Here is a 20,702-nt window from a genome sequence, read left to right on the forward strand (position 1 = left end):
TCAGATTTTGCCTCACGACAAACACCCTTGCTGTTCAGCTATACACTTCCCACTATCTGGGCATGTTCGGGACTTACACCCGTTAGAGTTTGCCCATGCTGGGCAAACAAAAATAAACCACTCAAAAGTGGTTTTGTTTTTCTCTGAGGAATTATCTGTATCACACATACAGGATTTTCCTCCTTTCGATTGTCAGGGCATCAGAATCTTTCTGAAAATGGACCAGGCGGGAATCGAACCCGCGTCCAAAAACCTATTCACATGAGGCTCTCCCATTACAGTTGTTCTTTTAACCTTCCCTCCGCAATCCTCCGAACAACAGGATGACTGCTTTGGTAGCTTCATAAATACTTCATCTGACGCAAAGCTTAATCAGAAGAGGGCCCTGCATATTTGAAGCCAGAACTTCGGACTGCAGGTGATCCAAAGCTGACTGCTGCAAACTAGGCAGCGTACGCTAATTTATTATTATCTGCGTTTATATTTAAGTTTGTACCGTAAGGTGGTCCCTCCCAATGGCTCCTCAAGCTTCAAAATCCCTGTCGAAACCAGTACTGGCCCCAATTCAATTTCAGCTTTCACGAGACTGGAAACTCATCTCCAGTCTCGAAACTATATTATAAAGTTTTTCCTAGTTTCTGTCAAGTGATTCAAAAGAATTCATCTTATCCAAAATTTCGTACTTTAAAATCCCTTTGCGCTTCCCTCAACTGATCTCGTTTTGAAATATCCTGCCGCTTATCATAAAGCTTTTTACCGCGGCAAAGCCCGATTTCTACTTTCACAAGACTTTTCTGAAAGTAGACCTTCAACGGAATCAAGGTGTATCCTTTCTGATTGACTTGTCCAACCATCTTTGAAATTTCTGATTTATGAAGAAGAAGCTTTCGGGTGCGCAAAGGGTCCTTATTAAAAATATTTCCTTTTTCATACGGACTGATATGCATCTGACGCAGGAACACCTCTCCATTTTCAATGTCCACAAACGCTTCCTTTATACTGCAGTGTCCCATTCTCAGAGACTTGACCTCTGTTCCATGAAGCACAATTCCAGCCTCAAAGCTATCCTCTACAAAATAATCGTGTCTTGCTTTTTTGTTATTGGCAATCAACTTCATGCCGCTGCTCTTCGCCATAATTTTCCTCCTCTGCCAACTCGAAATCAATGGTCTTCAAAAGCATGTCAACACCTTTTACTCGAATCGTCACATGCTGCCCGAGTTTGAATACTTTTTTTGTTCTCTCACCGACCATTGTATAAGTTTTTTCATCGTAATAATAGTAATCCCCTGGCAATGCAGAGACATGAATCATCCCTTCTATTGTACTAGGAAGTTCCACATATACGCCCCAGCTTGTAATACTGGAAATAATTCCACGATGAACTTCACCGATATGCTGACTCATGTACTCTGCCTTTTTCAGTTTTTCCACTTCTCTTTCTGTCTCTTCTGCCCTGCGCTCTGTCTTAGATGTTTGTTCAGCTACCTTGGGAAGAATCTCCTCATAATGAGCAACCCGTTTTCCATGAAACTCTCCATGGAGATTCTCTTTGATAATCCGGTGAATCTGCAAATCTGGATAACGCCGGATTGGCGACGTAAAATGACAGTAATATCTTGCTGCCAATCCAAAATGTCCCGCACTGTAGACAGAGTATTTTGCCTGCTTCATAGACCGCAACGTTAGTCTGCAAATCAGAGGTTCCTCTGACGTTCCTTCAATTTTAGTCAGAAGCTTTTGAACTTCCATTGGATGAATCTCATCTTTACTGATTTTTAAATAAATTCCGAAGTTTTGTAAAAAAGTTTGCAATTTTGCAACCTTTTCTCCATCAGGAATTTCATGAATCCGATATAAAAAGGGAATTTCTCTCCAGTAAAAATCCTCTGCAACAGTTTCATTGGCACACAGCATAAAGTCCTCAATCAGCTTTGTAGCTGCATTGCGTATCTGTGGAAAGACATCTGTTGGTCTTCCTTCTTCATTCAACAGAATTTTAGATTCCGGAAAATCAAAATCAATTCCCCCTCTTTTGTGACGGCGATCCCTAAGAATCTCCGACACTTCCTTCATTAACTCAAACATTGGTACAAAATCCCGATAAACAGCCCTCGGCTTCTCTTCCCCATCCAAAATTGCCGCAACATCTGTGTAAGACATTCTCTGATCTACCCGGATCAGCGTTTCTGCAATTTGATGGTCTACCACTTTTCCATGGGAATCAATCTCCATAAGACAACTCAACGCCAAACGATCACATCCGGCATTTAAAGAGCAAATACCATTGGAAAGCTGATGAGGAAGCATTGGGATCACCCGATCCACCAGATAGACACTTGTTCCCCGCTTCAAAGCTTCCTGATCCAGCGGAGAATATTCCGCAACATACTCTGATACATCAGCAATATGAACTCCCAGACAATAATTCTCTCCTTTTTTGGTTAAAGTAATTGCATCATCCAAATCTTTGGCATCCTCTCCGTCAATCGTAACCGTCTGCCAATCTCTCAAATCCATTCGATCTGCATAGGCGGAGACATCCACCGCATCCGGAATCGTCTTTACTTGCTGCTTCACATTTTCGTCAAATTCCATTGGAAGATTATAAGCCTTAAGAATGGATAAAATATCAACTCTTGGATCATCTTTATGACCCAGGACTTCCACAATCTCTCCTTCCGGGCTGTGACGCTCATCTCCATAATTTGTAATTTTTACCAAGACTTTAAATCCGCTGGTTAAGTTCCCGCATTGTTCCTTTGAAACAAAAATATCACTGTCAAATCGAAGATTATCCGGAACCACAAATCCAAAATTCTGATTTTTTTGCAAGGTGCCCACCATCGTTGTCATCCCACGTTTCAAAATTTTCAAAATCTTTCCTTCTTTTCTGCGCCCTGATTTCGGATGATCATCCAGTACTTCCATCAGAACCGTATCTTCATGAAAAGCCCCATTCATATTTTTCTCATGAATGTAATAATCTTCTGTCTCTCCTTCCACTGTCACGAATCCAACCCCCCTCTGGGTACACAAAAAGGTTCCTTTGAGATGTTTTGCAGTCAGCGGCTGGTATTTTCCTCGTTTTGTTACTTCAATACTGCCTTCTTCCACCAGTTCCTTTAAAATGCTGACAAATTCATCTCGATCTTTTGTTTCCACCTGCAGCAAATATCCCAGCTCTTTTTGCTTCATCGGTCGATAATGAGAATCATAAATCAACTCTTTCACTCTTTTTTTTCTTTGTTTTCGTCTATCTGTCATATATTTTACTCCTGCCTCTCACAAATTGTAAATCTGTTTTCAATCCTAAAGAAATTTCCTATATTATTAAGAAAACACACCTCTTAAGTATATTTAAGAAGTGTGTTTCATCCCGTTTTCCTAAAGAAATTTTGAACAGAGGATTGCCGCTGTTACAAAAAATACAATTGTAAAAAATGTCGTTGCTCGAACCAAAGTTCCTTCTTTAGAACGGCCTTTGTTCTTGCTCCAATAGGTCCCCGTATCTGCAGCTCCCGTCAAAGAACCCAGTCCAGCTTCTTTTCCTTCTTGCATTAGTACTAATATGATTAAGAAAATTGATGCTATAATAAAGATTACAGTTAACGCAGTTCTCACAATGTGCCTCCTAATATACTTAAATTCACTGTGAGTTATTCTAACATAGAAAACGACAAGTTGCAAGAGAAACTATGGGACTTTGCATGGATTTTACATTTTTGCTTTTCTTTTGTTCTGTCTTTTACAGCAAGCCATACCTTCGACAGCTTCCAAGCTGTTCTTCGATTCGCAGCAGACGGTTATATTTTGAAGTTCTGTCAGACCGGCATGGCGCTCCTGTTTTAATCAATCCACTGTTTACTGCCACTGCAATATCTGCAATGGTCGTATCCTCTGTTTCTCCGGACCGATGGGAAATGATCGTGCGGTATCCTGCGTTAGCTGCCGTCTCAATCGCATCCAAAGTTTCCGTTAAGGTTCCGATTTGGTTTGGTTTCACCAAAATACTATTGGCAATATCTTCTTTGATCCCTTCCCGCAGACGTTTTACATTTGTCACAAAAAGATCATCTCCAACCAAAAGAATTTTTTCTCCCAGCCGGTATGTCAGCACTTTCCATCCCGGCATATCTTCCTCATTTAATCCATCTTCAATTGAAAAAATTGGATATTGCTCTGCCAGTCTCTCATAATACTGCACCATTTCCTCAGAGTTTCTGCGAATCTCCCTGCCTGTCATCCGGCTTTCACCATCGAAATAGTAAATGCCCTCATCTTCATCATAAATTTCAGATGCCGCACAGTCCATCGCAATGGCAACCTCCTCTCCCGGCTTATATCCGGCAGACTCAATGGCATGTACCAAAAGCTCCAATGCCTGTTCTGAGCTTTCCAAATCCGGTGCAAATCCTCCTTCATCGCCAACTCCGGTACTTAAATGACTTTCCTTTAAAATGTCTTTTAACGTATGATAAATCTCTGCCCCCATCATTAGAGCATCTCGAAAAGAATCCGCACCAACCGGGGCAATCATAAATTCTTGAAAGTCTACCGTATTATCTGCATGTTTCCCTCCATTTAAGATATTCATCATAGGTATGGGAAGACGACAGGCAAAACTTCCTCCCAGATATTGATATAACGGAATCTGCAATCCATTGGCTGCCGCCTTTGCAGATGCCAAAGACGCACCAAGTACCGCATTAGCTCCAAATCGTTCTTTGTTCTCTGTTCCATCTGCTTCCAACATAATCTGATCAATCTCAATCTGATTTAGAACATTTTTTCCGATCAAACGATCTGCAATTTTGTGGTTTACATGATTTACTGCAGTTTCCACACCCAATCCCCGGTATCGTTTTTCCCTGTCCCGTAATTCCAGAGCTTCAAACTTTCCGGTAGACGCTCCAGACGGGACAATCGCTCTTCCTCTGGCTCCGCCTTCTAACAGTACTTCCACCTCCACCGTTGGATTTCCTCTGGAATCCAAAACTTCTCTTCCAATTACATTTTTAATACATAAACGCTCTTTCATTCCATCACACCCTTTACAAGTAATGATGTTATTCTTTCCAAGAATATGAATCTCTATACAGTTCCTTCCACAAATCTTTCTGTTTTTTCGATCTTAAGCTGAAATATCTTCTCTGAAATAACAACAAAAGCATCCGCAATTCAACGATCGCAGACGCTTTTTTGTAATTGAATTTTATTTATTTATTAACAGAGACTTTCCTGTCATTTCTTCCGGCTGCTCCATTCCCATCATTTCGATTAATGTAGGAACAATATCCGCAAGGCATCCGCCTTCTCTTAAAGACACGCCCTCCTTATAATTTACCAGAATAAACGGAACTGGATTGGTCGTATGCGCCGTAAACGGAGCTCCTGTCTCATAATCTTTTAACTGCTCTGCATTTCCGTGATCGGCACAAATAAACATTTGTCCGTCTACTTCCTTAATCGCTTCCACTGCATTCCCAACGCACTGATCCACTGCTTCCACCGCTTTGACTGCAGCCTCTTCAATTCCTGTATGACCAACCATATCGCTGTTGGCAAAGTTCACAATGATCACATCGTATTGATCGGATTTGATTGCTTCTACCAGTTTTTCTCCTACTTCCGGAGCGCTCATCTCCGGCTGAAGATCATAGGTTGCAACCTTTGGAGAATTTACAAGAATTCTTTCTTCATTTTCGTTTGGCTCTTCAATTCCTCCATTGAAGAAGAAGGTAACATGTGCATATTTTTCTGTTTCTGCCAAGCGAAGCTGCTTTAAGCCGTGTTTTGCCAGAAACTCTCCAAACGTATTCTTAATCTCGACTTTATGAAATGCCACAAGTTTATTTGGAATTGTTACATCATACTCTGTAAAGCATACAAATGTCGTTTTAAAATATCCGTTGGGACGATCAAAGCTATCAAATTTGTCATCACAGATCGAACGTGTAATTTCTCTTGCGCGGTCTGGCCGGAAGTTAAAAAATACCACAGAATCATTTTCTTTGAGAGTTGCAACCGGAGCATTGTCTTCCATAATGACAGTCGGTACGACAAATTCATCTGTTACATCTTCTTTATAGGAAGATGCAATCGCCTCAACGCCATTCTGTGCAGTATTTCCCTGTCCAAGAACAATGGCATTGTATGCTTTCTGCACGCGATCCCAGCGATTGTCACGGTCCATAGCATAATAACGTCCAGAGACAGTTGCAATTTTACCAACTCCGATTGCTTCCATCTTTGCTTCTAATTCTTCTGCAAATCCTTTTCCGGAAGTCGGCGCAGTATCACGACCGTCTAAAAACAGATGAACATATACGTTCTGAAGTCCCTGTCTTTTTGCCATCTCCAATACGCCGTATAAATGAGTATTATGGCTGTGAACGCCTCCGTCTGACAACAGCCCGAAACAATGCAGAGAAGTGTCATTGTTTTTGCAATTCTCCATTGCTTTCAGTAAAGCTTCATTTTTAAAGAAATCTCCGTCTTCAATTTCTTTCGTGATTCTTGTTAATTCCTGGTAAACAATCCTTCCTGCTCCCATATTTAAATGTCCGACTTCTGAATTTCCCATTTGTCCTTCCGGAAGACCTACTGCCATTCCGGACGCGTTTCCTTTGACAAACGGATATTCTTTCATTAATTGATCCATCACAGGAGTTTTTGCCTCTGCAACCGCATTTGCCTCCTCTGTTTCATTTAATCCATATCCATCTAAAATCATAAGAACCGTAGGTTTTTTACTCATCTTTATCTCCTTTATTTTTCTTTATTTTTCTTTCATGCCCGTTAATATTATAACGATTCTTTTGACGAAATTCAACTAGAGATTGCGAATGTATAATGATTCTTCCCACTTCGTTTGCTGTGATACAACGCCTCGTCAGCTCGTCTAAGGCAGTCTCTATACTGAAATTGGTCCTTTTGAATCATACAGACACCGCAGCTGCAGGAAATCGCACTTTCTTTCTCTCGCATCTGTTTATACATCCAGTCCAATTTTTTCTTTAGAATCTCCGGCGATTTAATATTTTTTACAAAAACCATAAACTCGTCTCCTCCCAGACGTCCAATGAAGTCCGTACTGCGAAAAGATTTTCCCAGTATTTGCGTTAACTCTTTGAGCATATCATCCCCTCCCAAATGACCTATGGTATCATTGATATGCTTAAAATCATCAATGTCAAATAGTAACAGGGCACAAATTTCTCCCGGGTTTACAGCGTACACATAGTCTTTGATCTTTTTTTCAAAGGTGGAACGATTCAGCACATTGGTTAGTGAATCATACTGTGCCGCCCTCTCGTTTTCTAAAGCCAGCTTCTTTTCTGCGTCAATATCTTTTTGATAAATCAAAGCATACATATCCTCCGTATACTTTTCCTGGAATAAATGAATCACCAATTCACTCCACAGAATACGTTCTCCCTCTTTTTTCTGATATTGAAACGACAGATTGCTGACACCAGAATGAAATTCATCCTTCATATTTTCAATTTCCAGACATTTTTTATAGCGTTCCTTGTCCGCCTCCTCCGCCATCTGATCCGTAAGCATCGCAGTAAAATCCTGAAACATATAGAATTCATCCGCCTGCTTCCTATAAGTTTCCCACAATCCGCCTGCCGAAAGAACGACTCCGTCTCCCAAATGAATTTCCGCAAAAGCTTCTGTCTCCGACAGCATCGCTTTATAAAAATCGTTGGTCCTGCGATACTCAAATTCTACTAATTTTTTTTCAATCATCGGCGTTATTACAACAATGAGCGTATGTACATCTTCTTTTTCCTCTCCGATTCTGCGAGTCTCTAATTTAAACCAGTCATATTCCCCTTCTTTTTTTCGCAGCATCATATGAGCCATCTGATTTTGTTCTTTTTGATCAACCTTCTCAAATAGTTTCCGAAATTCATCCACAAAATACGGATGCACAATACCCCGCCGAATCCATGACTCCGGAAAAGCTTCCTCCTTTTTCTCTTCTCCCCAAATCAAACTGCGATCGCTATGAAAATAAATCATATTTCGATGTTCATGAAATTCAAATATTTCATTTTCAAAGTTTCTGGACACATATTGGGTCTGCTCCATATCATCTACCACACGATGATATCCTTCTAAAGTAATCTCTCCATTCTTATTTCCTGTCATGCTCCCCACACATCGGACCATAACCTCACCTCGATCCGGATGATTCCATGTATACTCCAGCTGAACGACCTCCCCTGTGGCTATCATTGTTTCTACCCCTTGGTTTACATAATGATAATACCCATCATTAATTCTGCTGTACCAATGACCATAGCATTCTTCCGGCGTCACAAACTCTGATGCTCCAAGAACTTTTTTCATGGTTCGGCTTGCAATCATTCGGCAGTTCTTTCGCTCTTGATCCATCTTAATAATCCAGAGCCCTAAAACTGTTGTATCCAAAATATTTTGACTCATTCGTGATTCCGAAAATACATTATGCCCCGCAATTCCGAAATCCTCCTCTTCTTTTAAAAACTGCAGCTCCAACATTTGCGCCGCTTTTTTCAGCATGACTTTTCGATTTGAAAAGCGATGCGCCTGATCTGCACCGAGGAACCCAATCAGTTGTTCGCCCCGCCATAAGCTGCACAATAAGACTTCTTCCACTCCCTGTTTTTGCATGGATTGCATCAATTCCAGATCATCCTTTTCCAAAGAGTCTTTTTTCAAAATCACCGTATCCTCATTCTGGCTAAGCATTTGCCTCCAAGGCTGAAATTGTTTTGCTTCTATTGTTTGGTAACATAGTTCTCTCGGAACAATTCCCGCTGCCTGATATTCACAGACGCTTTGCCATACATCCATATCCTCATTATATAAATATAAATACGTCCTGTCTGCTTCATAAAAACCTGCAACATATTGAAGAATTGTAGAAATCCTCTCTTCGGCTCCCTGCTGTCTTTCACTGATCTCCAGCAGATGAATTATCTGGTCTGAAACATAAAGATCATCACTCCTTTGCTGATTCAACCACTGGTCTCCCTGATCCAAAGTCCTTGCAAAAACCAGACGGCATTTTCTTCCATACCAATTCATCAATTTTTCGCGTATAAACATATCTTCTTTTAAATAATCGTTGTACAATTGACGATAATAAAATTCCTGCCATTCGATTTGATCTTTATTACAGTGTTCACAAACTTCTTTTCTGCCCAAAAACACCGAATAACATTTTTTCCCTTCATAATCAAAAACGCCCGTCATTTTTTTTGCACTGCTATTCATGTAATAAATTTCGTTGCTTTCCATATCTGTTACATAAATAATCGTTTCCAGATTGTCCAAAATATAGCAAAAGGAAGCCTCTTTTTTTCCGTTTTCCACAAACAGCTGTTCATTCTTCTGAAATGATATATCATTTACCCAATGTTTTGTTAAATGATTCTTTTCCGGTTTTGTTGTCATATAGATATGTTCAAACTCTGCTGCATTGACAGGTTTTCCAAAGAAATATCCCTGCAAAATCTCAGGTTTTAATTGATTCAAACACTGCAGCTCTTCTTCAATTTCCACCCCTTCGCAGCAGACACTGATTTGCGCACTGTGTGCCAGTTCAATCATATTATTTAACAGTCGATAATTGTATACACTATTTTGAATCTTGTTTACAAAGCATTGGTCAATTTTAATCTCATCAATCTCCAGTCCCTTCAGGTAGCCCAAAGAGGAATATCCGGTACCAAAATCATCAATGGACACTTGGATTCCCCACTCTCTCCAGCTCATAAAAATATAATTATAATATTGATAATCCTGAAGCTGCATACTCTCTGTTAATTCGATGGAAACAGCATCTCCGGGCAAACCTGCTTCTCTCAAGGATTGTGCAATGAAGTCCGTAATATCCGGATCTTTTAATTGCAGATAAGAAACATTGACACTGATATGAAAATTCTGATGTCGCTTTCTCCACATGGCACACTGCACAAAAGCCTGCTGCATCACCCAATTCCCCACAGGAATCATAAGACCCGTCTGCTCTAAAATCGGAATAAAAACATCCGGTGAAACACTGCCATATCGTCTGGAGGTATAGCGCAGCAAAGCTTCCGCCCCATGTATTTTATAACCTTCCAGCAGAACTTGCGGCTGATAAAAAATCTCAAATCCCTGAAAATCCTTTTGCACACTGACCTTCAACTCTTCACGCAATTCCACCTGATACATATATTTTTCGTAATCCTCGGAAGAGAAAAATTCCAAACGATCTTTCCCCATCTTTTTCGCACGATCCATGGCATTTTCTGCATACCGCACCAAAAGATCCGCATCTTGTTCTCCGGAAACAGGATAATAAACCGCCCCGGAAGAAACCGTACAAAAATCCCGGACATTTTCACAGACTTTTTGATAATACATTTCCGTTCGCTTTTTGTCGTATCCTTCTAAATCTACAGCAAAATGATCTCCATCCAGGCGATATATTAAAACATGATCCTTTCCTATGTTTTCTAAGACCTCTGCAAACTTTTTTAAAACTGTATTTCCGTAAGCTCTGCCAAATCTTTGATTTAAAGTTTTAAAATCATCAATACCGAGGATCAGCAAATGACCATATTTTTTCTTTCCTTTTTTTCGAGCTAAATCCTCCATCATTTTATTATAATTCATTAACCCGGTCAAAAGATCCATTTTACCTGCCAATACACTTTCCGACAGACGGCCAATTAAAATCTCAGAGGTATGTAATTCATCTAAAATGACTCTTCCTCTGCAATTCATCCATAATTTCCCATGAAAATCATCGTAAAGTCTTGTATTGAAATCAATTTCACCTTTTTTCCCACTCCGAACATTTTCCAACACATGTCGAACATAATCACGATCTTTTTGATAAATCCCATTTAAAAATACATCAAAGGAATACCCAGCCACAGTTTCCTGTTTTACCATTCGGCTATTTGAAAGTTCCTTAGCAAAAAAGAAGATATTTTTCTTTATATCCCACAAAAACAAATGGTCATTTGTTGATTCATTTAAAAATATCAGCATTTTATAATAATCATTGAATTGTTTCTTCTGCATATCGATCAAATATCCCATATTTATCTGTGCTGACTTCTACCGGTCAGACATTCCTCCTTAATTTTTCTTTCATTATACTACATTTTCCATTTTTCATCATCTGAAAATTCTCTTTCCAGCAGCCCTTTTCTATAGAATTCACCTTTGATCCATGATAAACCGGAAACAACATTTTATATAATCTATAATATAGTCGGATTCTTTTATCTATTTATTTTCATATGATTGTAAGTTTTCTGGATGCCGAATATATTGTGGCAGCCAATGATCCTGTTGGACATGGCAAAACTGCCATGATGAATGATATCTGGGGAGACTGGAGTGATGCCGGCTGTCATACAATGACGGAGGATGTACATACCTTCCATAACCTTGTATGTGAAAAATATCCAGATCTTCCTTATTTCTTATTTGGTCACAGTATAGGATCTTTTATCACCCAAGATTATGCAGCAAAATACGGAGATGATCTGACCGGAATTACCATTTGCGGCACCGCCGGAATCTTTCGCGGAGTAAAAGAGATGGAATCCACTCTTGACAATGTTGTTAGAGAAGGAAAAGAGAAAGATTCTGATCCGCAATTCACCGCTGACTTGATTGGATAGATGTGTGAACGCTGCAAAAACGTACAAATCGGAAATGAATGGATTTGTGCGGACCCTTATGTTCAGATCGACCATGCCCAGGATCCTTTTGATGCCTTTACCAAACCAACAACAAAGGTTTATTCCGGCTCTCGTCATGAAATTCATAACGATGCCCACATTAAAAATGAAGTAGAAGCAAGCATCCTTGAATTTATAAATGCTCTTCTTGTCTCTTAGTCTGCACTGCAGACAAAAATCAGTCCCGCAGGTATACATTCCATACACTTGCGGGACTGATTACATTCAAATCAAATTATTTATAATTTACAATTTTCCCAAAATCCGGTTTTAATGAAGCGCCGCCAACTAATCCACCATCAATATCCGGCTGAGCAAATAATTCCGGTGCGCTGTCTGCTGATACAGATCCGCCATACTGGATGCGAATTGCTTCTGCTGTTGCATCATCATATACTTCTGCAATGCATGCACGAATTGCTGCACAAACTTCCTGAGCCTGTTCTGTTGTTGCAACTTTACCTGTCCCAATTGCCCAGATTGGTTCATACGCAATCACTGCTGTTTTTGCCTGATCCGCAGTAACTCCCTGAAATGCAATTTTAATCTGCTGACGAACAAAGTCAATGGTTACTCCCTGTTCTCTCTGTGCCAAGGTTTCTCCGCAGCAAACAATTGGTGTAATTCCATGCTCAAAAGCTTTTAACACTTTTTTGTTCACAGTCTCATCTGTCTCTGCGAAGTATTCTCTTCTCTCAGAATGTCCAAGAATTACATATTTTACTCCCAAATCAGTTAACATATTTGGAGCAATTTCCCCAGTGTAAGCACCGCTCTCTTCAAAATACATATTTTCTGCACCGATTGCAATGTTGCTTCCCTCTGCTGCCTCAATTGCTGCCGGGATATCAATTGCCGGTACACAACATACTACATCTGAAGTTTCACTAGCCACCAAAGGCTTTAATTCTTCAATTAATGCCTTTGCCTCGCTAGGAGTTTTGTTCATTTTCCAGTTTCCCGCTACGATTGTTTTACGCATAAAACTTATCCTTCTTTCTTAAATATAATATCATTTCCTCTGCATTTTCGTTTGCAAAATACTCAATACCTATTTGTCATTGGCTGCAACAACACCTGGAAGATCTTTTCCTTCTAAGAATTCAAGAGATGCTCCGCCGCCAGTTGAGATATGTGTCATCTTATCTCCAAATCCCAGCTGATTCACTGCCGCTGCAGAGTCTCCTCCGCCAATAATTGTTGTCGCTTCTGTCTCAGCTAAAGATTCTGCTACCGCGATGGTTCCTTTTGCCAGAATTGGATTTTCAAATACTCCCATCGGACCATTCCATACAACTGTCTTTGCGGATTTTACTGCGTCTGCAAATTTTGCTGCTGTTTCCGTTCCGATATCTAATCCCATCATGTCTGCAGGAATTTCATTGGATGGTACAACAGATACTTCAATTTCAGCGTCAATTGGATTTGGGAAATCTTTTGCAATGGTAGTATCCACCGGAAGGAAAAGATTCTTTCCTAATTTTTCTGCTTTTTCCATCATTTCTTTACAATAATCAATCTTTTCATCATCTACCAAAGAGGTTCCGACTTCATATCCTTTTGCTTTCAAGAAAGTATAAGCCATTCCGCCGCCGATAATCAACGTATCGCATTTTTCCAATAAATTATCAATAACTTTTAATTTATCCGCAACCTTTGCTCCGCCTAAGATGGCGACCATCGGTCTTTCAGGATTGTTTACAGCATTTCCCAGGAAATCAATTTCTTTCTGCATCAAATATCCAACCACTGCGGTATCAACATATTCTGTAACACCCACGTTAGAACAATGCGCTCTATGAGCAGTACCGAAAGCATCATTTACAAAGATGTCACACAGACTTGCAAGATCTTTGCTGAATGCCTCCCCATTCTTTGTTTCTTCTGCTCTATAACGAGTATTTTGAAGAAGAACCACTTCTCCGTCTTTCATCTCTGCAACTGCTACTTTTGCATTCTCCCCTACAACATTATCATCCGCAGCAAATTTCACTTCCTGCTCTAATAATTCGCTTAAACGAGAGGCAACCGGCGCAAGAGATAATTCTGGTTTCGGCTCTCCTTTTGGTTTTCCTAAATGTGAGCAAAGAATCACTTTTCCACCGTCAGCAATCAACTTCTTAATTGTCGGAAGCGCTGCAACCAGACGATTTTCATCCGTAATCTGCCCGTCTTTCAAAGGTACGTTGAAATCGCAGCGTACTAAGACTTTCTTTCCGGCTACATTAATGTCATCTACAGATTTTTTATTTAACATGTTTTGTATTTCCTCCTAAGATTCTATATCTCTCAGCTTTTCGTTGTGGATGCCAACATCTCGGGCAATCCCGGACTTTGGCTCATCCGCTATCACAAAAAGGGGGCCGGTCCAAACAGACCGGACCCCCAGTTGAGTCTTATCACACTGTAATAAATACAGGCTTGTCCTCATTCTAATATCAAATTAAGCTAATTCAGCAAAATATTTGATTGTTCTTACCATCTGGCTTGTGTAAGAGTTTTCATTGTCATACCAAGATACAACCTGAACCTCTGTTGTTCCGTTCTCTAATGGGAGAACCATTGTCTGTGTAGCATCAAATAAAGAACCATATCTCATACCAACAATATCACTGGATACGATTTCATCTGTATTATATCCAAAAGATTCTGTAGCTGCTGCTTTCATTGCTGCGTTAATTTCATCAACTGTTACATTTCCTTCAACAACAGCTGTTAAAATTGTTGTAGATCCTGTAGGAGTTGGAACACGCTGAGCAGCTCCGATTAATTTTCCGTTTAATTCTGGAATAACAAGCCCGATTGCTTTTGCAGCACCTGTAGAGTTTGGTACAATGTTCACTGCTGCTGCACGAGATCTTCTTAAATCTCCTTTTCTCTGTGGTCCGTCAAGAGTCATCTGATCTCCTGTGTAAGCATGAATTGTACACATAATTCCAGATTTAATCTTAGCAAGATCATTAAGAGCTTTTGCCATAGGTGCTAAGCAGTTTGTTGTACAAGAAGCTGCAGAAATTACTGTATCTTCAGCTTTCAGTTCATCATGGTTTACATTGTAAACGATTGTTGGAAGATCATTTCCTGCTGGCGCAGAGATAACAACCTTTCTAGCTCCTGCTTCAATATGAGCAGATGCTTTTTCTTTTGATGTATAGAATCCTGTACACTCAAGAACAACATCTACACCAATTTCTCCCCAAGGAAGTTTTGCAGCATCAGCTTCAGCATAAATTTTGATTTCTGTTCCGTCAACGATGATAGAGTCATCTGTTGCTTCTACTTTGTCAGCTAATGCATATGTTCCCTGTGAAGAATCATATTTTAACAGGTGCGCAAGCATCTTTGGAGATGTTAAATCGTTGATTGCTACAACTTCATATCCTTCTGCTCCGAACATCTGTCTGAATGCAAGACGTCCAATACGTCCAAATCCATTAATTGCTACTTTAACTGCCATCTCAATTCCTCCTAAGTCTTGATTAATTAATTTGATGGATTTGCCAATTCTGTTAATCTATTGACAAACTTCTTCTTTATTTTAAACAATACTGCTAAAAAATTCAAGAGAATTTTAGTATTTTTATCATGTATACAATAAAATATTTTTGTACAATTTCACCAAAAATTCTTCTGATTCTTCAACACATTGAATAAAACAATTTCCATATTTTGCAAATTCCCTGTGTCAATGTTTTTTTAGTTTTCCTCATTTTGATCTAAAATATACCTGGCGATGGAATCCGCATATCCGGAGATTCTTTCCATACTGGAAACAATATCGAGAAAATAAACACCGGCTTCCGGCGCGCAATTTCCCTGCTTCATCCTCTGAATATGCTTTTTGCGAATTTGCTTTTTCATTTTTAAAACTTCTCTTGCATATGCAATGGCCTGATTTGCCTTTTCTGTATCATCATATCCGATGGCCTGGATCGCAGCCTCCAAAGCTCCCCTTACATTCTGATTCATATCTTCCAGTTCCTTGACAGCTCCTTCTGTAATCTTTGCATCCAGATCCTTCAGATGTTGAAGATATCCCGCAATATTTTCAACATGATCTCCGGCGCGTTCTATATCCGTAATTGAATCAAAAAGATTATTTACGACTTTGATTTCTTTTTCTGTCAAAGCCAGATGGCTGATTTTAATCAGATATTCTGTAATCATCGGCTCTAAATGATTGATAACCTGCTCGTCCTGATGCACTTTTTCAATCTTTTTTTGCCTTGGATGCTCACTGACGGATTCTTTTGCAATCCTTCCCAGATTCTTTAACACAATTTCTCCCATTCTTACGACTTCTTTCACCGCATTCTCCACAGCAAACGCCGGTGTTTCAAGAATACGTGGGTCTAAATGTCTCAATACTTTTTCTTCTGGTTCTTCCTCGTCCTCATCTTCTGCCGGCTCCTCCCGGATAATCAGCCCCGAGAGCTTGACCAGTGCATTTGCAAACGGGAACAAAAGAATGGTGACCGAAATATTAAAAATCGAATGGAAGATAGAAATTTGCGTACTTGTAATGTGCTGCATCGCCAAATCGTTAAAAATTCCAAAGAAAATTGTCATAATCACACCATAAACAGCAGCTCCGATCACATTAAAACTCAAATGAATCACCGCCGCTCTCTTTGCAGTTTTGTTTGCCCCGGCGCTTGATAAAATTGCTGTAACGCATGTTCCGATATTCTGTCCCAAAGTAATAAAAATTGCAGATCTCCAATTCACAATTCCCCGCATTGCCAACGTCTGTAAAATCCCCACGGAAGCAGAGGAACTCTGAATGATCGCCGTCACAACAGCTCCAACCAAGATTCCCAAAAACGGATTATTTCCCAGAACCTGAAATGCCTTATAAAAAATCGGACTGTCCTGATATACCTCAATAGATCCTGACATTGCAGAAAGCCCAATAAATAAAATTCCGAAGCCCACTGCAATTTCTGCTTTCTGAGTCAGTCTCTGCCGATTGGAAAACGTTAAAATAAAAGCTCCGATTCCCAAAATAAACGGCGCAAAAAAGTCCGGCTTCAAGGCTCCTGCCCACTCATTTGCCGACACCAGCCATGAGGTAATGGTTGTTCCTACATTTGCACCCATAATCACACCGGCTGCCTGAGTCAAATTCATAATTCCGGCATTTACAAAACCAACAATCATAACCGTTGTTGCAGATGAACTTTGAATGATTGCCGTCACCAAGGCGCCAATCAAAACACCCAAAATTCGATTGTTTGTCAGATACCCCAACAAATCTCTCATTTTATTTCCCGCTGCCTTCTGAAGTCCGGATGCCATAATCTCCATTCCATAAAGGAACATTCCCAATCCGCCTATGAACGCAAATAAATTTCCCACATGTGTTAACGTATTCATTCTTAATCCTCCTGTGTTTATAAATCAATTTTAACAAACCCTCCGTAAGATGAAAAGAACTTTTTACAAAGATATTCCTTTTTGTTTACATTTGTATCATAATATAGAGGAGAAGAGTTTTTCACGATCCTGTTGTAAACCATCCAAAAGAAAAGGAGTTTATTTATGCTACAAGCAGATTACCATTTACACAGCAGTTTTTCTTCAGATTCTCAAGCTTCCATGGAATCTATGATTCATGAAGCAATCCGGAGAGGAATGAAAACCATCTGTTTTACAGAACATCACGATATTGGATATCCGGAAAATCCAGATCATCTGGATTTTCTGCTGGATCTTCCATCCTACAAGGAATGTTTTCTTCAAATGAAGGAAACATATAAACAGCAAATTGAGTTATGCTTCGGCATTGAACTAGGACTCATGCCGCAGACGTTAAATGAATGCCGAGAATTTGCACACAGAGAAAATTTTGACTTTATTATTGGTTCTACTCACATTATAGATGCTATGGACCCCTATGAACCCTGTTATTTTGAGACTTACCCTCTCAAGCAAGGACTTCAAAAATATTTTGAACATATTCTTACCAATGTCTCTTCCTTCTATGATTATTGTGTTTATGGACACTTAGATTATGCAGCAAGATATATAAAAGATAAGAATTTCCAATTTTCCTATAAAGATTACGGAGACCTTCTGGATGAAATTTTACAAACAATCATTGAAAATGGAAAAGGAATTGAAGTAAATACTGCGGGATTAAAATACGGTATGTCTGATCCCAATCCGCATCATGAGATTTTGCAGCGTTATCTGGAGCTTGGAGGTGAAATTCTTACCATTGGCTCCGATGGACATTGTCCGCAGCATATGGCATATGATTTTCAAAAAATTCCAGAATATTTAAAACACCTCGGATTTCAATACTACACGATTTTCCGTGAGCAAAAAGCCTATTTTGAAAAACTATAAAACAGACGGTGGCGAATTTTTATTTTTCACCACCGTCTGCCTCTTAATTTAAAATCCCCGCATCCATTCGGATTTCAAATGAATATTTCCCTGAATTGCCTCATCCAGAAGTCCTATCATAGCATCTCGATCCTCATTTAATGTTCCGCGCAGATTTACGTAGTTCGACGCATGATTGGACCGGAAAATACATCCCGGACAATCCATATGTTTTAACATTTCTTTGGTTTCAACTAAAACGTCATAAGGTGTCAACAGTTGAAATTTCCCCTTGCGAACTTCTTCTGCCAAAGGCAGATCCTCTTCGATCATAAGCGTCAGGAGTCCAATATAGTCTGGTTTCATCTGAGAAAGAACTTTTCCGGTATCTATCGCATGCTCTCTCCACAGCTTCCGGCCCCCCAGTCCTGAAATTGCAGTTACCGAAAGCCGAATCCCAGCTTCATGAATTTTATCGGCTGCCTGTATCATTTCATCAGGAGCTGCGCCTTTCTTCATAAATTCCAAAACTTCTGCATTTCCAGATTCTAATCCCATATAGATCATAGACAACCCCAGTTTTTGAAGCCTTTTTAATTCTTCCTGTTTTTTTATCAAAACACTCCGGGGAGAACCATAGGCTGTCACTTGTGTACATTCGGGGAAATGTTCCTGAATAAACAACAGAATTTTTTCCAGGTAATCCATTCTGCAAATCAGAGCATCTCCGTCCGCCAAAAAAATTTTTTTCACCATGCGGTATTTTGCTCTTGCCTCTGAAAAATCAGCTAATATCTCTTCCAGCTTCCGCATGCGAAACTGTTTTTCTTTGTACATATTACAAAAAATACAATCATTTTGACTGCATCCAATCGTCACCTGAATAATCAAACTATACGCCTCACTGGGCGGTCTGTAAACGGCTCCTTCATATCTCATAACGATCCCAACTTTCTTTTCATATTTCCTTTTCTAAGGATTTTTTCTATGATTTTATTATACCCAAAATACACTTTGCATGCAAATTATTTTTCTGTTATGAAATATGAAATCATGGATTGTTAATTCCAAACATTCTTTCTGATCTAACAATAAAATTTTTATTCAAATAAGAAAAACGGAAAACAGCTTCTTCTGTTTCCCGTTTTTCTTATTTTACAATTCTCCGAACTGCAACAACTTTTCGATAATTGGCTTTTGGAGAAATTTTAATTCCTGTTTTTCTTGAGCTTGCATGAACGATCTTATTATTTCCAATATAGATTGCAACATGTCCGCTGTAACAAATAAGATCTCCTGGCTGTTTTTTCTTATATGAGACTTTCCTTCCTGCCTTTCTTAAGGATGACGAAGTTCTGGGAAGCCGGTAGCCAAAAGACTTATAAACACTATTAACAAATCCCGAACAATCCGCTCCCGTATTTAAATTTGTTCCTCCCCAACGATATGGATTCCCGACAAAACGTTTTGCGAAAGATGCTACCGTTTTTCCTTTTGTCGCGGTGCTGCCCTTTAACTTCGGCGCTTTTGTATTGATATAAACATATTTCTTCAATACATAACCTGTTTTCCCTTTGACTCTTACTTTTCTCCAGCTCCCACTCGTTGACAATACAGTAACCTTGGTTCCTACTTTTAGTTTCATAATTGTCTTAGATTTTTTTGATTTTTTTGTTCTCAACTTACACCAATGACGGAAGATTTTACCGCTGTATCCAGATGAAGCCAAAACTTCTTTCGATGATGAATTCGGCATCGCTCCTGTTACTATCATAAAAGAGAGAACAGTTACGACAACTGCCTTTTTTATAATTTTTTTCATGTCATTCCTCTGTTCTATTTATTTCGTATTTATTACGTTTTATTGAATTCTATCATAAATATTACATTTTGTAAATACATTTTGTAATATTTATGTAACATTTATTGTAACAATTAAAATATTCATAACAGAGGGAACGCCATTTTAAGCATTCTCCAAGTAAAAAAGAAACTATAAAGAAGTTCGTAAAATAGCTTGAAGAATGTCATAAAATTTTTCTTTTTTAAATTGAGGTCTATCTCCATATTGATAAGGGTCATAGCTATATCACAAAAAAGAATCTTCTATTAACGTCCCACAGACATTAATAAAAGATTCTTCTTTAAATTTATAAAAACAGGGGCAGAGAGACTCGAACTCCCAACTGCGGTTTTGGAGACCGATGTTTTACCATTGAAACTATGCCCCTATATAGCAAAAACTAAGAATCTCCTCTTCTTAGTTTCCATCACAGTATCAACATACCCTCAAAACATCATACAAAATCTTTCCTACATCTCTCTCCTTCACAAACCTTCTTTGGTTAAAGCCTCGACCGATTAGTAACAGTCAGCTCCATACATTACTGTACTTCCACCTCTGCCCTATCTACCTCGTCGTCTTCAAGGGGTCTTACTAGATTACTCTATGGGAAATCTTATCTTTAGGGGGGCTTCACGCTTAGATGCCTTCAGCGTTTATCCCTTCCAGACTTTGCTACTCTGCGATGCACTTGGCAGTACAACAGATCCACCAGCGGTCCGTCCATCCCGGTCCTCTCGTACTAAGGACAGCTCCTATCAAATTTCCTCCGCCTGCGCCGGATAGGG

Annotated in this window: 15 protein-coding genes, 1 tRNA gene, 1 rRNA gene and 1 other RNA gene; 3 read left to right on the forward strand and 15 right to left on the reverse strand. The window is 39.4% G+C overall.

Annotation, left to right across the window (positions count from 1 at the left end):
• Positions 1-215: 215 nt before the first annotated feature.
• The 7 genes from ssrA to AC27EF_RS13295 form a co-directional block, all read right to left on the reverse strand.
• Positions 216-561: a transfer-messenger RNA gene (gene ssrA / locus AC27EF_RS13265) on the reverse strand.
• A 104-nt stretch (positions 562-665) separates the two neighbouring features.
• Positions 666-1,136: an SsrA-binding protein SmpB gene (gene smpB, locus AC27EF_RS13270; protein WP_487111246.1), complete on the reverse strand. Its 471-nt coding sequence runs from the start codon at positions 1,134-1,136 to the stop codon at positions 666-668.
• Positions 1,099-3,267, reverse strand: coding sequence for a ribonuclease R (rnr, locus tag AC27EF_RS13275; protein ID WP_487111247.1), 2,169 nt, complete (start codon positions 3,265-3,267; stop codon positions 1,099-1,101). Before rnr ends, smpB begins: the two co-directional genes overlap by 38 nt.
• 120 nt (positions 3,268-3,387) lie before the next feature.
• Entirely contained in the window at positions 3,388-3,663 is a 276-nt protein-coding gene (gene secG / locus AC27EF_RS13280) for a preprotein translocase subunit SecG (RefSeq protein WP_487111260.1), read from the reverse strand.
• An 85-nt stretch (positions 3,664-3,748) separates the two neighbouring features.
• A complete protein-coding gene (gene eno, locus AC27EF_RS13285; RefSeq protein WP_487111248.1) occupies positions 3,749-5,041 on the reverse strand; it encodes a phosphopyruvate hydratase in 1,293 nt (430 codons plus the stop codon).
• A 174-nt stretch (positions 5,042-5,215) separates the two neighbouring features.
• Positions 5,216-6,760, reverse strand: a complete 1,545-nt coding sequence (gene gpmI / locus AC27EF_RS13290; protein ID WP_487111249.1) for a 2,3-bisphosphoglycerate-independent phosphoglycerate mutase — start codon at positions 6,758-6,760, stop codon at positions 5,216-5,218.
• 71 nt (positions 6,761-6,831) lie between these two features.
• Positions 6,832-11,073, reverse strand: coding sequence for a diguanylate cyclase domain-containing protein (locus AC27EF_RS13295; protein ID WP_487111250.1), 4,242 nt, complete (start codon positions 11,071-11,073; stop codon positions 6,832-6,834).
• Positions 11,074-11,294: 221 nt separating this feature from the next.
• On the opposite strand from AC27EF_RS13295, the gene AC27EF_RS13300 reads away from it, so the two are divergent.
• Together AC27EF_RS13300 and AC27EF_RS13305 are read left to right on the forward strand one after the other, a co-directional pair.
• Positions 11,295-11,681: an alpha/beta hydrolase gene (locus tag AC27EF_RS13300; protein WP_487111251.1), complete on the forward strand. Its 387-nt coding sequence runs from the start codon at positions 11,295-11,297 to the stop codon at positions 11,679-11,681.
• On the forward strand, positions 11,682-11,900 hold the full coding sequence (locus tag AC27EF_RS13305; RefSeq protein WP_487111252.1) for a hypothetical protein: 219 nt from the start codon (positions 11,682-11,684) through the stop codon (positions 11,898-11,900).
• A 76-nt stretch (positions 11,901-11,976) separates the two neighbouring features.
• On the opposite strand, the gene tpiA is transcribed toward AC27EF_RS13305, so the two are convergent.
• From tpiA to AC27EF_RS13325, 4 genes are all read right to left on the reverse strand, one after another.
• Positions 11,977-12,723 carry a triose-phosphate isomerase gene (gene tpiA / locus AC27EF_RS13310; RefSeq protein ID WP_487111253.1) on the reverse strand — a complete coding sequence of 249 codons (747 nt, stop codon included), beginning with the start codon at positions 12,721-12,723 and terminating at the stop codon, positions 11,977-11,979.
• A 69-nt stretch (positions 12,724-12,792) separates the two neighbouring features.
• Positions 12,793-13,998 (reverse strand): phosphoglycerate kinase, encoded by a 1,206-nt coding sequence (locus tag AC27EF_RS13315; protein ID WP_487111254.1) that lies wholly within the window; start codon positions 13,996-13,998, stop codon positions 12,793-12,795.
• 186 nt (positions 13,999-14,184) lie between these two features.
• Positions 14,185-15,198, reverse strand: a complete 1,014-nt coding sequence (gene gap, locus AC27EF_RS13320) for a type I glyceraldehyde-3-phosphate dehydrogenase (protein ID WP_487111255.1) — start codon at positions 15,196-15,198, stop codon at positions 14,185-14,187.
• A 239-nt stretch (positions 15,199-15,437) separates the two neighbouring features.
• Positions 15,438-17,117: a Na/Pi cotransporter family protein gene (locus AC27EF_RS13325; RefSeq protein WP_487111256.1), complete on the reverse strand. Its 1,680-nt coding sequence runs from the start codon at positions 17,115-17,117 to the stop codon at positions 15,438-15,440.
• A 165-nt stretch (positions 17,118-17,282) separates the two neighbouring features.
• Between AC27EF_RS13325 and AC27EF_RS13330 the strand changes: the two genes are divergently transcribed.
• Complete coding sequence (locus AC27EF_RS13330) at positions 17,283-18,092, forward strand: histidinol-phosphatase HisJ family protein (RefSeq protein ID WP_487111257.1); 810 nt, start codon at positions 17,283-17,285, stop codon at positions 18,090-18,092.
• Positions 18,093-18,140: 48 nt separating this feature from the next.
• On the opposite strand, the gene AC27EF_RS13335 is transcribed toward AC27EF_RS13330, so the two are convergent.
• The 4 genes from AC27EF_RS13335 to AC27EF_RS13350 all read right to left on the reverse strand — a co-directional run.
• Positions 18,141-19,010 (reverse strand): radical SAM protein, encoded by an 870-nt coding sequence (locus AC27EF_RS13335; protein ID WP_487111258.1) that lies wholly within the window; start codon positions 19,008-19,010, stop codon positions 18,141-18,143.
• A gap of 211 nt (positions 19,011-19,221) precedes the next feature.
• A complete protein-coding gene (locus AC27EF_RS13340; RefSeq protein WP_487111259.1) occupies positions 19,222-19,893 on the reverse strand; it encodes a C40 family peptidase in 672 nt (223 codons plus the stop codon).
• Between the two features lie 337 nt (positions 19,894-20,230).
• Positions 20,231-20,302: transfer RNA gene (locus AC27EF_RS13345), tRNA-Trp, on the reverse strand.
• A gap of 110 nt (positions 20,303-20,412) precedes the next feature.
• Positions 20,413-20,702 (reverse strand): 23S ribosomal RNA (locus AC27EF_RS13350); the annotation flags it as partial.

The sequence above is a fragment of the Anaerostipes stercorihominis genome, assembly GCF_057535655.1.

Bases quoted from the DNA above. Each gene is read 5' to 3' on its own strand.
- rnr (WP_487111247.1), bottom strand. From the start codon at position 3,267: ATGACAGATAGACGAAAACAAAGAAAAAAAAGAGTGAAAGAGTTGATT.
- AC27EF_RS13315 (WP_487111254.1), bottom strand. From the start codon at position 13,998: ATGTTAAATAAAAAATCTGTAGATGACATTAATGTAGCCGGAAAGAAA.
- AC27EF_RS13335 (WP_487111258.1), bottom strand. From the start codon at position 19,010: ATGAGATATGAAGGAGCCGTTTACAGACCGCCCAGTGAGGCGTATAGT.
- gap (WP_487111255.1), bottom strand. From the start codon at position 15,198: ATGGCAGTTAAAGTAGCAATTAATGGATTTGGACGTATTGGACGTCTT.
- AC27EF_RS13330 (WP_487111257.1), top strand. From the start codon at position 17,283: ATGCTACAAGCAGATTACCATTTACACAGCAGTTTTTCTTCAGATTCT.
- AC27EF_RS13325 (WP_487111256.1), bottom strand. From the start codon at position 17,117: ATGAATACGTTAACACATGTGGGAAATTTATTTGCGTTCATAGGCGGA.
- AC27EF_RS13340 (WP_487111259.1), bottom strand. From the start codon at position 19,893: ATGAAAAAAATTATAAAAAAGGCAGTTGTCGTAACTGTTCTCTCTTTT.
- AC27EF_RS13300 (WP_487111251.1), top strand. From the start codon at position 11,295: ATGATTGTAAGTTTTCTGGATGCCGAATATATTGTGGCAGCCAATGAT.
- smpB (WP_487111246.1), bottom strand. From the start codon at position 1,136: ATGGCGAAGAGCAGCGGCATGAAGTTGATTGCCAATAACAAAAAAGCA.
- AC27EF_RS13295 (WP_487111250.1), bottom strand. From the start codon at position 11,073: ATGCAGAAGAAACAATTCAATGATTATTATAAAATGCTGATATTTTTA.
- gpmI (WP_487111249.1), bottom strand. From the start codon at position 6,760: ATGAGTAAAAAACCTACGGTTCTTATGATTTTAGATGGATATGGATTA.
- eno (WP_487111248.1), bottom strand. From the start codon at position 5,041: ATGAAAGAGCGTTTATGTATTAAAAATGTAATTGGAAGAGAAGTTTTG.
- tpiA (WP_487111253.1), bottom strand. From the start codon at position 12,723: ATGCGTAAAACAATCGTAGCGGGAAACTGGAAAATGAACAAAACTCCT.
- AC27EF_RS13305 (WP_487111252.1), top strand. From the start codon at position 11,682: ATGTGTGAACGCTGCAAAAACGTACAAATCGGAAATGAATGGATTTGT.